A 13,507-nucleotide genomic window follows, 5' to 3' on the forward strand; every position below is an offset into this window, starting at 1 on the left:
ATAAATAATTACTGCAAATATTAACATGAAAGTAATTTTAAAAAATGTTTATAGATAAGTTTTTTTCTATTAATTATATTAAATACTACTAGGAATGCAAAATAAAAACGCTGCCTCATTTTGCAATGAGACAGCGTTTTGTTCGTTTGTAAATTTATTAACTTTTAACCTCAACAGGTGGATTCAATTTATCCTTAATTTTTTTCTCAATTTCATTCGCGAGTTCAGGATTATCTTTCAATAATTCTTTTACACCATCACGACCCTGGCCCAATTTTGTGCCTTCGTAACTATACCAGCTTCCGCTTTTTTGAATTACGTTACATTCAGCACCTAAATCGATAATTTCACCTATTTTAGAAATACCTTCTCCGTAAATAATATCAAATTCAGCCTGACGGAAAGGAGGAGCTACTTTATTTTTTACAATTTTAACTTTAACACGGTTACCAATTAATTCCTCTTTATCTTTTAATTGTCCGATACGGCGAATATCGATACGAATACTAGCATAAAATTTTAATGCGTTACCACCGGTGGTTGTTTCCGGGTTACCGAACATAATACCAATTTTTTCACGTAACTGGTTAATAAATATACAGCAACAACCTGTTTTGCTGATGGTACCGGTAAGTTTACGCAAAGCCTGACTCATTAAACGCGCCTGTAAACCCATTTTGCTTTCACCCATTTCACCTTCTAACTCGCCTTTAGGCACCAATGCTGCTACTGAGTCGATAACTACCACATCTAATGCACCCGAACGAATCAAATGATCGGCAATTTCTAAACCCTGCTCACCGTAATCAGGTTGTGAAATCAGCAGGTTTTCTACATCTACCCCTAATTTTTCGGCGTAACCTTTGTCAAATGCATGTTCCGCATCAATAATGGCACAAATTCCGCCTTTTTTCTGCGCTTCCGCAATGATATGGATAGCCAGCGTAGTTTTACCCGAAGCTTCCGGCCCGTAAATTTCAATAATTCTTCCCTTTGGAATTCCACCAATACCCAGTGCTAAGTCAACACCAATTGAACCTGTAGGAATAATTTCTTCACCACGTTCGGGTGAATCCCCAAGCTTCATAATCGTGCCCTTGCCATACAATTTGTTGATGCTGTCAACCGCAAGCCCTAAGGCTTTCACTTTTTCATTTGTTGCTTCTGCCATAATTTTTTTTGTTTTTAAGGTTTATAAATGTTTGCGTTTTGTTTCAGGCATTCCGAACCAAAACATCTGCGAAGCTAAATATTTATTGAGGCATTTTGTATTATTTTTTCACACAATGCACATATTTTATACATGTTAAAAAATCTAAACTATCCCTAAACGCTTAATAGTCCGAAATTACTAGCCAAAGCCGTTTATAACCCAGTTTCCGGTTCATTTCGGTTTTATGTTAAAAGTCAAAGGTTGTTAAAAAATTAACTAGCTCCGGTCAATTTGGGTATTTTAGCATTAAAATTCAACTACATGCGAAAATTACTCTTTTTAGTTATTGCTGTTCCTATGGCGCTGGTTTCCTGTAAGGAAAAGGAAAAAGCACCCGACAACAATGCAATTCAGGCCGAAGTGCAAACTTATCTGGAAGGTTACAATGCTGAGTATCAAAAATTAGCCACTGCTGCCTCCGAAGGCCAATGGGTGTTAAACACACATATTGTAGAAGGCGACTCTACCGCCAGCAAAGCGGCAGCAATTTCAGATGAAGCTTATGCAAAATTTACCGGCAGTAAAACCAATATTGATGCAGCAAAAAAATATCTTGCCGAAAAAGAAAAGTTGACAGCAATTCAGGTAAAACAATTGGAATACATTTTATTTATTGCAGGAAATAATCCTGAAACTGCCGGCGAAATAATTAAAAAAAGAATTGATGCTACCAATGCACAAACAGAAAAATTATTTGGATTTAAATATACCTTAAATGGTAAAGCGGTTACACCAAATGCGATAGATGAAATATTGCGTTCATCTAACGACATGAATCAACGTTTAGCTGCATGGAATTCCAGTAAAGAAGTTGGTAAAACATTAAAAGACGGACTGGCAAATTTACAGGCACTGCGCAATCAAAGTGTTACTCCCCTCGGTTATAAAGATTTTTTTGATTACATGGCCAGCGAATATAGTATGAGCAGCGAAGAAATGCTCGAATTAACACATAGTATGATTAACGATGTTTGGCCGCTGTATCGCGAATTACATACCTGGGCACGTTACGAACTGGCTGCAAAATATAAACAACCCGTTCCGGAATATTTACCTGCACACTGGTTGCCAAATCGTTGGGGGCAAGACTGGACCGCACTCGTAAATGTTGAAGGCATGGATATAGATCCTGAATTAAAAAAACACGATGCCGAATGGGTAGTAAAAAAAGGTGAAGAATTTTGGATGAGTTTAGGTTTCCCTGCTTTACCTGCAAGTTTTTACGAAAAATCATCATTATATCCTGCGCCTCCGGGAGCCGATTATTCAAAAAATAATCACGCAAGTGCATGGCACATGAATTTAGATAAAGATGTGCGTTCATTAATGAGTGTTGAACCAAATACCGAATGGTGGAGCACCGTGTTACATGAACTCGGACATATTTATTATTACATGAGTTATTCAAATCCTGATGTGCCTTTTGTATTACGCACCGGTGCAAACCGTGGTTACCACGAAGCATTCGGAACCATGATCGGTTTAGCCAGTTTACAAAAACCATTATTGGAAAGTCAGGGATTAATTCCTGCCGGCGTAAAAACAGATGAAACAATGAAATTAATGAGCGAAGCATTAGATTATATTGTACATATTCCGTGGGGTAGTGGTGTTATGACAGAATTTGAATATGCATTATATGCTCAAAATTTACCTGAAGACCAATACAATGCAAAATGGTGGGAATTAGTGAAAAAATATCAGGGTATTGTTCCACCAACAACACGTGGCGAAGAATATTGTGATGCTGCAACCAAAACACATATTAATGATGACCCGGGTTCGTATTACGATTATTCTATCAGCAACGTTTTATTATTTCAATTCCACGATTATATTGCAAAAAATATTTTACATCAGGACCCGCACGCAACAAATTATTGGGGCAGCAAAGAAACCGGCGATTTTTTACGTAAAGTAATGAGCCCGGGTGCAACGGTAGACTGGCGTGAACATTTAAAAGCATCAATCGGCAGCGAAATGAGCGCAAAACCAATGTTAGATTATTTTATGCCTTTAATGGAATATTTAAAACAACAAAATAAAGGCAGAGTATACACCCTTCCCGAAAAACCAACATTTTAAATAAATAAAATAAATCGTACTTAAACGTGGTTAGTATTTACTGACCACGTTTTTTTATTTAAAGTAATCCGTTGAAATTAATATTAATTATTTTTTTGGAGCAGCAACATTACGCTCCGCCAAATCATCCACCACCCGCTTTCCACTGCAACAAGCAGTTAATGCTTTATTATAGATAAAACCGGCTGTTCCATTGGTACATCGGTACATTATCACATTGGTACATCAGCTTGTTTCCGTTCCAATCGGGGCTAACTGGACAAACTGAGTTTTTTAAGTAACTTATTTGGTCATCTATTATTTAAATCATATATTACAAAGTGTTCGAGTTGGCTTTAAGCTTTATACAATTAAACAGAAAAATTTCGTTTTATACTTTTAAAAAACTTTGACCTTGTATTTCCGTTGTCTCAGCGTAATAGTTATTGTAAGTTGTGTTCAAATTGTATTTGGCACTAGTTGCATATTACCGAGTGATTCTGTAAGGAATAATTCTGTAGGTAGTTGGCGAATTTCTGAATATACTGCTGATAGTGGATGGATTTTTCAACCCTTGCAATATCAGGGTAAAGAAATGAATACAATTTTTAGAGATTTTGGTTTTAGAATTGATATTTTAAACGACTCTGTTATTTCATTTGACTATATAAAGCCAGGCTCAGGATGCGGGATTAATTTTGAAATTTTTGAAGCTGAATATACGATGAATGCAGATACAATGTATTTGTCAGATAAAAATTATTGGATTCCCGACACTTTTTTTATAGGCGATTTTATCTGTAAGATGATATCAGATACGTTGTTGTATATGAAGAAGATAAGGAATAAACCTTCAGCATATTCTCTACTGTTAAATGATATCTTATACACAGATATAACACAATTTGATGAAAATGCACAAAAAGCAATTTTAAACTTTGATACTATGAGTATCAACTGGTTGGTATATGAAGACTCGCTTATGGAGGGATATTGGGGTGATTACAAGTTAATTCAAATCGGGCTATCAGAAGATAAACAAACCTCCGTTTTATATATAACTAACGATTATAAAATTGAACTTACTGAAATGTATGAGTTGCCTGAATTTAAATCTTGTCCAACTATTATACTTAATAAACCATTGCAGGTGTTTACTTCAGGTTATAATAGGATATTGGCTTGTAAATTAAAAGATTGTGATTCGGTAAAAGATAAATTTATTTATCTGAAACTTTGGTAAAATAAATTGAATTAAATTGTAGTAACTAATTTTTTTAGACGGCAGTATTCTCCAATAATCGCAGTGTTACGCCGGAATAAATAATTTTAGTTGAGGCATGCACCTTGATAGGACTGAAAATAAATGTAATGGTTGCCAATTAATGAAATTTTAGCCCGGATCGGACGGAAACCCCTGTGAGGAACGAACAGGAGTTGGAGGGAGAGCCGGTGCAGCAGTATATTACAAAGCGGGATGTTGCTGCTCCAAATAATTAATGTCGATTTATTTTACTGCCAGCTTATCAATTTGCTCAAAAGTCTCTAATCCACATTCCAAAAACCCACGATATTCATCCACATCAGGCGTATAAGCTCGTGGCTGATTTAATACTTTTCCATCAGGGGCAATTAATACATAATATGGCTGCGCATTAGTGCCAAACTGACTGCTTTGTAAATCGCTCCATTTGTTACCTATTGTGCGCACTTTTTGGCCTGTAGTTGCAGAAATATATTGGTCTTCAAGACGTAGTGCTTCTTTATCGTCAACATATAAACTAATTAAAACATAATCATTGCTGATAAGATTAAATATTTCATCTTTTGGCCAAACATGTTCTTCCATTTTACGACAGTTTACACAGGCGTAACCGGTAAAATCAATTAATATCGGTTTGTTATTTTCTTTCGCAAAAGCAATACCTTCTTCTAAATCATGAAAACAATTTAATCCTAACGGACATTCAGTATCGTATTCATAAATGCTATACCATTGCGGCGGTAAAAATCCACTCAGCATAGGCACATTACCATATTTACGCAAACCTTGTCCGAAGTAAACTGTAGTTACTAAAAACGTTAATGCAAACACAATTCTTCCCGGCGACCATTTCACTTTTTTATCGTCATGCGAAAAACGAATAACACCCGCAATATAAAGTGTAATCAATAAAGCAATCAGTGTCCATGCACCTAAAAATATTTCACGCTTTAAAAAGTCCCAGTGATAAGCAAGGTCAACATTACTTAAAAACTTAACGGCCATTGCTAATTCAATAAAGGCAAAAACAATTTTCACCTCATTTAACCAGCCACCACTTTTTGGCATTTTATTTAATAATTGCGGGAATAAAGCCAGCAATGTGAATGCAAGTGCAAAGGCAGTTCCAAAACCTAACATACCCATGGTTAATGCCACACCGCCATCTTTTAAACTATTGGCAAGCAATGAACCTAAAATAGGTCCAGTACAACTGAACGACACAATACACAATGTAAGTGCCATAAAAAATATTCCTAATAATCCACCAACATCTGACGCGCTGTCGGCTTTGTTTGCCCATTTAGTTGGCAATTTAATTTCGAATAAACCGAATAAGGATAAAGCAAATAAAATAAATACAAAAAAGAAAACCAGGTTCACCACGTTGTTGGTAGAAAAATCGTTGAGTTTATCACCACCCACACCAAAAAATAAAAATGGTAATGATGCTAAAAAATAAACCAATACAATACTAAATCCATAAAACGATGCATTCATAATTCCCTTGCGACGGTTACCTGCATGTTTTGTAAAAAATGAAATGGTAAAAGGAATCATTGGGAATGTACATGGCATTAATAAACCAATTAATCCGCCAATAAAACCAAGAATAAATGTGCTGAATAAACTTTTACCGCTGGCATCAGTTATTTGAGCTGTTACATCACCATCGCAAACAGCATTATTAGCATAAGCCGTATCTACTTCAAAATCGCCAAATTTTACCGGAACTGCAGTATTACCCTGGTCAATTGTATTTTCTATAGTAACAGCTTTTCCGTTCGAAATTTGAATTTTAAAATCTTTAGTTGGAAAAGTACACTGTGTGGCATCGCAGGTTTGATATTCGATATAACCGGTAATGATTGCATTAGCAGAATCCAACACAATTTTTTGCCGCATTTCTGCTTTGTCGTGATAAAAAGTTAATATTTTATTTTCAAATAATGGTTCCGCTTTTGTTTCTGCATGTCCTAATTCTTCAACCTTGCCATCCAAATGATAATTTGTGCCGGCATTTTCAAAATGAAAAACCATTGGTCGCGCGCCACCTTGAGTTGATTTTTGTGAATATAATTTCCAGGTTGGTGCAATTGTGGCATTAAATTTCAACCAGTAAACCGTATCCGATATTTTTTCAGTAGAAATTTCCCATTTTACCGGTTCTTTAACTTTAGAATAATCAATGCCGAGGTAATTATTATTATTCGGATTCGTAATGGCTTCAAGGTTAAATGAAAATTCTTCGCTGAGTGGAATGCAGGATGTACTGCAGGTCATGTAATCAATATATCCTTTTATGGTAACGCTGCTTGTAATTTTTACTTTTTGACGCAGGGTAAGGCGTTTGTGATAAAATTTAATTACCTGATTGTTAAACAAAGGCTCTACTTCTTCTTCCATACGTCCCAACTCTTCGCTTTCGCCCACCAGTTCGACACCTGCGGGTAAATCTTCAAATACTAAAACAGTAGGTAAAGGACCATCTTTAGGCACATCTTTCGAATACACTTTCCAGCCTTCATCAATGGTAGCTTTAAAAATGAGGATATATTCATTTACCCCACCACTTTGTATGGAAGACATTTCCCATTTTACCGGTTGCAATAATTGAGCATGCGCCTGTTGTGCAAATAATAATACGAGCACAAGCCGGAATAAATGTTTACCCATTTGACTGTTGAATTTAGAATGCAAATTTAATTATTTAGCCATGAGCAGTGGTGATACACCAATGCCATGACATAAAAGTGACTGTAAATTTAATCTTAACGAACTGAACTTGCAGCAAGTGCCAAAAATGACTCAAATATCATTCGGCCGTCGGTATTACCCAAAATTTCCTCAGAAGCCCGTTCCGGATGTGGCATCATGCCGAAAACATTGCGGTTTGCGTTACAAATTCCTGCAATATTGTGCATAGAACCATTCGGGTTGGCAGCATCGGTTACTGCTCCGTGTTCATCGCAATAGCTGAAAATCACCTGATTGTTGTCAATTATACCCTTTAAAGTAACGGCATCGGCATAAAAACGGCCTTCGCCATGTGCAATTGGTATTTTTAATATCTGACCTGTTGGAATAGTAGCATTTATGCGGCTTGCATTGTTTTCTGCCTTCAAAAAAACATTTTTACAGATAAACTGCTGATTATTGTTTTCGAGCAAAACACCGGGTAACAGACCGGCCTCACATAAAATCTGGAATCCGTTGCAAATACCCCAGGCATAACCTCCTGCGTTACAATGTTTGATAACGGCCTGCATAATTGGCGAAAAACGGGCAATAGAGCCGGTTCTAAGCGCATCACCATAAGAAAACCCTCCCGGAAGCATCACACAGTCGTTGGTTGTTAAGCCACCTAAATCGTGCTGTTTGTGAAACAATTCAATTACTTCGCAACCCATTACATCGCGTAAAACGTGAATCAGGTCCTGATCGCAATTAGAGCCGGGAAAGGTAACAACGCCAAATTTCATAAGCTGATAGAATTATCAGGCAAAGTTAATATATTGAAAGAGTAAAGTTGCGCCCACAAGGCCTAAATAGATTAATTCGGGTGCAAGTTTGTTTTTGGAGTGATAAAAGTAATAGCTGATAAACACAGATACAGCAATCATTTCAAAATACAAGGCGCCTTCATGTAATGGGATATTCAGGAACAAACAGGCTGTTGAAAAAATGAATAACCATACAAAAGCACTTAAATATTTGCGTACCTGTATCAGGTTGGTAGAAAAACGATTGCCAAAAAACACCAATGCTGTTACAAACGCCGCTCCAATGAGCGAAATTTTAACAATAGTAATAACCCCAAAAGCACCTGAAGCAGGTTGCAACGATTGAGGAATGTGAAATTGTTTTGCTGCAAACTCAGGCAATAAATCGAACCAAAATAAAGCAGTACAGGCCAAAAAATAACTTAAAATGAGCCCGGTCATGTAAATAAAAAATTCTCTAAACGAGGTAGACCGTATTCTGAATAACGACAAAATACCAAACAAACAAAAAACAGATGAGGGGAAGTAAATTAATGACAATACACCGCTTAATAAGCCTACATCAAAATAGGTCATGTCGGCTTTTGATTTATTGTAAACGCCAAATATTTTAAATAAAATAAATACCAGAATTATTCCGCAAATAATTTCAGGTGTGCTGTAAAAAAAATCCGGAAAAAAACTGCATAACGATATAAATACCACTGCCGGAATTAACGATGCCTTAGTGATAATTTTATATTGCTGCATTAAAAAACATAATAACACACCGGTAAATAAAACCAGCGCAATATGTATAACTACAACTATTGATGAAGGCCATGTAGCTGTATGCAGCCAGTTATTAAAAACAATATTACCGATAAAGGAATATTCCTGCAATGAAATATCAACCGGATGTAAAATCCATTTTAAATTAATTAATGCTGTAAATAAAATGAGCAGTAATAAGGTAAGCGGATTTGACTGTTGGAATATACGCAGCACTGGTTAATTTTGAATTTGGAGTTTTACAAATGCCAGGTTCTTTTTATAGATGCTGGGTATGATAATTTCAGTGGAAGAAATTTGTTCTGCCGAAAGCGGACGAATCTGCACCTCTTGCTGATTGGCGTTAAATAAACTTTTTCTATCTAGGGTGCCATCAGCAGTTACTTCATATTGCAGCACATTCGAATTTTGTTCAATATCTTCATTAAAAACAAAAATCAGCCTTTCTTTTCCTTTTATAATGGCATACGATGAATTCACACCGCGGTCTTCACGACTCAATTGTTTTTTTCGGATAACATTATTCCAACTTGGTGATCCATCAGCCTGAATGGAAAACAATAAAATATCATCATACTCATAAAATTCAACCTGGCGGCTGGAAGTGCGGTAGCCATAGTAAGGATCGTAATTGGTGTATTCGTAATTTTCTACGGTTTTGTCGTAATATTCTGCTACCATTAATGCACCACCATCTACCCGCGGAATTATGGTGCTGATTTGATATACCGGCAAATTTTTAATAGACTTTTCTTTTGTTAACCCGGCAATTTCATCCAGTGTTTCTGGTGGAAATAAATAATTGAAATTAATACCAATTCCGGCTGAATTAATATCTATCGTCATATATTTATAACCAACCATGTAATCTTTACTGTCTTCTTTAAGGAAACTAATTGCCGTAATCCGATTATTCATTACATCTAATGCATAATTCATTTCATCTAAACAATAATCACCACCGTTAATATTTGCAGAAACCCAGGTGTTGCCATTTTTTGGGAAAATAAAAGTATACTGGTTGGCAGTTTTATCTTTCTTGCAATTAAATTCATCGTTTTCAAACAAAAATATGGGTTGACCTTCGTCGGTAATCATTTCTGAAATTAATACCGGACTGTAACCGTCATCAGGTAAATTGATATCATTTTTTTGCTGAATTTGTGATTCCACATTCATCACCGATAAAAATAATTTATCAATACGTCCGGCGCTGAGTTCGTATTTGTAAATTAAATAATATGGTGTGGTATTGGCTTTGGCAATTTTAAATTCAGTAAAATTATCGCCCAGTTTTTGCGAAGTGGAATCCACAATCACTAGATCGCCCTTTTTTTCGAGGTCGGAATTATAGTGCTGCACGGCTAAATACAACATTTTATTATCCTTGTAACTGTAAAAATGAAAAATGTGATCGCCTGATTTGTATACTTCTACAGTTTCGTAATCAATATTTTTAATGGTAATTTCTTTTCTGCGTTTAAAGCTCATCTGTTTATCATACACATCAATTTCATCTTTAAACCGATATTTTTTATACACTAAAACATCACCGTTTTTATTTTTACCTAAAATATTATATCCAATTAATTCGGTGCTGATTTTTTGAGGGTCAGAAATAAAAATCTGCTGCGCTCCAACATATTTCAGGCACCCGACACAAAGCAGAAAGAGAATAACAACACGCTTCAGCATTTTTTAAACAGATTAACGACCGTACACTGTTAAATATGTTCAAAAATACATAAAAATTGCTTACTGCGTCAGTATGACACTAAAATGATAAACCGCGAATTGAGCTGCAATAAAGGAATTACTTTTTTTGTTTCGGGTCCAACGCATCACGTAAACCTTCACCAATCAAATTGTAAACCGTTACGGTAATAAAAATGGCTAAACCGGGAAATATTACCAGCCACCAGGCGCTGAATTTTTCTCTGCCATCGTTAACCAGTGAACCCCAGGTAACAACATCAGAGGGAACACCAATGCCCAAAAAGGATAAGCTGGATTCCACAAGAATGGCAGAAGCAATACCAAACGCAATACTCACCAAGGCCGGTGCAATACCATTTGGCAGGGCATGTTTAAGCATAATTTTAACCTCCGAAAATCCCAAACTGCGGGCTGCCTGAATATATTCGAGATTGCGGATGCGCAAAAATTCGGCACGTGTAAGTCGCGCAATACCTGTCCACGACGTTAACCCGATAATAATCATAATATTGGTTAATGATGGTCGTGCAATGGCTGCTATGGTAATGATTAAAATAAAAGTGGGCATGCTGTGAAAAATTTCAATAGTGCGCGAAACCAATCCGTCAACCGGAATAAATACCACTTTATTTAACCATGGTAATTTGCCAATTAATTTTCCTAACAGCGACAGGATATAAATTACAACAACAAAAAGGAGCACGCTGATTAATAATTGTCCAAGCATCGCAATTCCCGATGTTTTTAATGCATCCTGCAAAATAAATTGTCGCGATTGGAATGCATAAAACCAGGCAACAAATACACCAATTACCACAACCCAAAAACGTCCTCTGCTGGTAACTAATTTATTATCACCAAAATAACCTGCCATCGAGCCTAATAATAATCCGATTATAGTGGCAATGGTCATAGAAATAAATCCAATGGTTAATGAAATACGGGCACCGTGAATTAATCCGGCCATTAAATCATCACCCCGGTTTCCGGTGCCTAAAATATGTCTGAAACGCCCCGGCATCGGCACAATTTCACCGTTGGCCGATTTAAACTGCTGTGGCCCTCCGGGTGCGATATAACCTGAATTTAAACGATCACTTTTTCCGGGTGAATATGGTATTGGCGCCCAAATAACTTTATCAAATTGCATTTGTTTCCAATCGGCAATATCTAATTGAATTTTTTCGGTACTGCCATCTGCATTTTTGATGTAATAATTGTTTTTAAACGATAATGCAGGAAAATACGATTCACCTTTGTAATGGATATACAACGGACGTTCATTTGCCAAAACCGGTGCAAGCAAAGCAACTAATGCAAGAAAAGCCAAAATATATACCGATACGTATGCAGGTTTATTATGCTTAAATTGTTTAAAAGCATATTTCCTGAAATTAAAAGTGGTATCGGATTTTTTTTGTTGCATGAATTATTTTGATGAATAAGAAATCCGCGGGTCAGCAACGGCATATAAAATATCGGCAAATAAATATCCCAATAACGTTAGCATTCCGGTAAGTGTAAATACATCAATAATAACCGGATAATCTTTGGTTAAAATTGCATGAAATACCTGCTCGCCCATTCCGGGAATGGTAAAAATGGTTTCCAGAATTACCGAGCCACCTATTGCCAGTGGAAATACATTTGAAAAAACAGTAATAATAGGTAACAACGCATTTCTGAATGCATGTTTGTAAATAACTTTATTTTCTGATAAACCTTTCGCTCTTGCTGTTCTGATATAATCCTGACCAATTATTTCTAAGGTAGATACTCGTGTAATTCTGCTTAAAAATGCCAGTTGCGAATAAGTAAAGGCAACTATAGGTAAAATTAAATAAGGTAAACGCAAACGCATGGCTTCAAACCATCCCGCATCTGCAGGTATGCCGGTTACAGGTTGTATGCCTGAAGCAGGAAATAAATTTAATGCTTCAGTATTTGCAAACGACATCAGCAATAAAGTAGCCACCCAAAAGCCCGGCATTGCATATAAAATAAATAATACTACCGATGATGTTTTATCAAAATTGGAATTTTTATTTGCAGCAGCTTTAATACCAATCGGTAAGCTGATTAAATAGGCGAGCACAACTGAAACCAGTGTAAAAAACATCGACCATCTGATACGCGAACCAATTACATCGCCAACCGGTAATTTTGTTTCATACGAATAACCAAAATCACCACGAATTAATCCTTTGCAATCAGTTGCCGGTTTTCCTTTAAAAATATTACCATCACCAAATATCCAGCGGTGGTATTGATTGTAAGCGTAAAAATGAATTTTTGGTAAGTAGGTTTTTATTTTATTGGGATTATTGCGCATGGCATCAAACTGATTTGCAGCTTGTTGAATGGCAGGTGCAGCATCTTTAAAATAAGGATATATAGCTGCATAATGCTGCAATAATTTTAAGCGACGTTCAATTTGACCGGCATCGTAAGCATATAACAATACACCAACATTTTGTTTAGCCTCAATAATGGTGTCGAGTGCAATACCGTTTCCGGTTTGTTGTAATGTTGTTGAATCGGGTTGTAATTGATTTAATGCTGAATTTAAATTGTGCAGACTATTATTCCATTCGGCAATATAATTCCAGTTGCCATAATTGCCGATTAATCGCTTGAGCGCATTACGTTCATTATCATCGTATACTTTATAAAGCGTATCGGGAGTTGCGGCGTTTGAAAGGCTAATATAAAAAACGGGTAAATCGAGCCCCAGTTTTTTGCGCCATCTTTCTTTTTCTTTAGTTGTGTTAGCGGTTTGCGTGCTAAATTCTCCGCCACTTTCCTGTGCGGTTACCATGCGGTCAAGTGGATCGCCCGGAGCATTTATACTAATAATAAATGCCAGCAACGAAATAATAATAAGTGTCGGAATAAAAAATAAAATTCGTTTTAATAAATACTTCCCCATTACCTTATAACATTTATTTTATTAAATTTTGTAATGGGCACGCATTA

At 36.2% G+C, this 13,507-nt stretch carries 9 protein-coding genes; 2 read left to right on the plus strand and 7 right to left on the minus strand.

The window, feature by feature from the left end:
- Positions 1–157: 157 nt before the first annotated feature.
- Positions 158–1,171 (minus strand): recombinase RecA, encoded by a 1,014-nt coding sequence (recA, locus tag IPI65_10320; protein MBK7441907.1) that lies wholly within the window; start codon positions 1,169–1,171, stop codon positions 158–160.
- 303 nt (positions 1,172–1,474) lie between these two features.
- Here recA and IPI65_10325 point away from each other — a divergent pair, with 303 nt between their 5' ends.
- The gene (locus IPI65_10325; GenBank protein MBK7441908.1) at positions 1,475–3,298 is read left to right on the plus strand and encodes a M2 family metallopeptidase; all 1,824 of its coding nucleotides are present in this window, start codon (positions 1,475–1,477) and stop codon (positions 3,296–3,298) included.
- 388 nt (positions 3,299–3,686) lie between these two features.
- The gene (locus IPI65_10330; protein MBK7441909.1) at positions 3,687–4,520 is read left to right on the plus strand and encodes a hypothetical protein; all 834 of its coding nucleotides are present in this window, start codon (positions 3,687–3,689) and stop codon (positions 4,518–4,520) included.
- Between the two features lie 264 nt (positions 4,521–4,784).
- Here IPI65_10330 and IPI65_10335 read toward each other — a convergent pair whose 3' ends face one another.
- From IPI65_10335 to IPI65_10360, 6 genes are all read right to left on the minus strand, one after another.
- A complete protein-coding gene (locus IPI65_10335; protein ID MBK7441910.1) occupies positions 4,785–7,241 on the minus strand; it encodes a thioredoxin family protein in 2,457 nt (818 codons plus the stop codon).
- Positions 7,242–7,312: 71 nt separating this feature from the next.
- Positions 7,313–8,023 carry a phosphoribosylformylglycinamidine synthase subunit PurQ gene (gene purQ / locus IPI65_10340; protein ID MBK7441911.1) on the minus strand — a complete coding sequence of 237 codons (711 nt, stop codon included), beginning with the start codon at positions 8,021–8,023 and terminating at the stop codon, positions 7,313–7,315.
- Between the two features lie 15 nt (positions 8,024–8,038).
- Complete coding sequence (locus tag IPI65_10345) at positions 8,039–9,031, minus strand: hypothetical protein (GenBank protein MBK7441912.1); 993 nt, start codon at positions 9,029–9,031, stop codon at positions 8,039–8,041.
- A 3-nt stretch (positions 9,032–9,034) separates the two neighbouring features.
- Positions 9,035–10,510 carry a hypothetical protein gene (locus IPI65_10350; GenBank protein MBK7441913.1) on the minus strand — a complete coding sequence of 492 codons (1,476 nt, stop codon included), beginning with the start codon at positions 10,508–10,510 and terminating at the stop codon, positions 9,035–9,037.
- 118 nt (positions 10,511–10,628) lie between these two features.
- Positions 10,629–11,957, minus strand: coding sequence for an ABC transporter permease (locus IPI65_10355; protein MBK7441914.1), 1,329 nt, complete (start codon positions 11,955–11,957; stop codon positions 10,629–10,631).
- A 3-nt stretch (positions 11,958–11,960) separates the two neighbouring features.
- Positions 11,961–13,460, minus strand: coding sequence for an ABC transporter permease (locus IPI65_10360; GenBank protein MBK7441915.1), 1,500 nt, complete (start codon positions 13,458–13,460; stop codon positions 11,961–11,963).
- Between the last annotated feature and the right edge of the window lie 47 nt (positions 13,461–13,507).

Source organism: Bacteroidota bacterium, from assembly GCA_016706255.1.
GTDB lineage: Bacteria > Bacteroidota > Bacteroidia > Chitinophagales > BACL12 > UBA7236.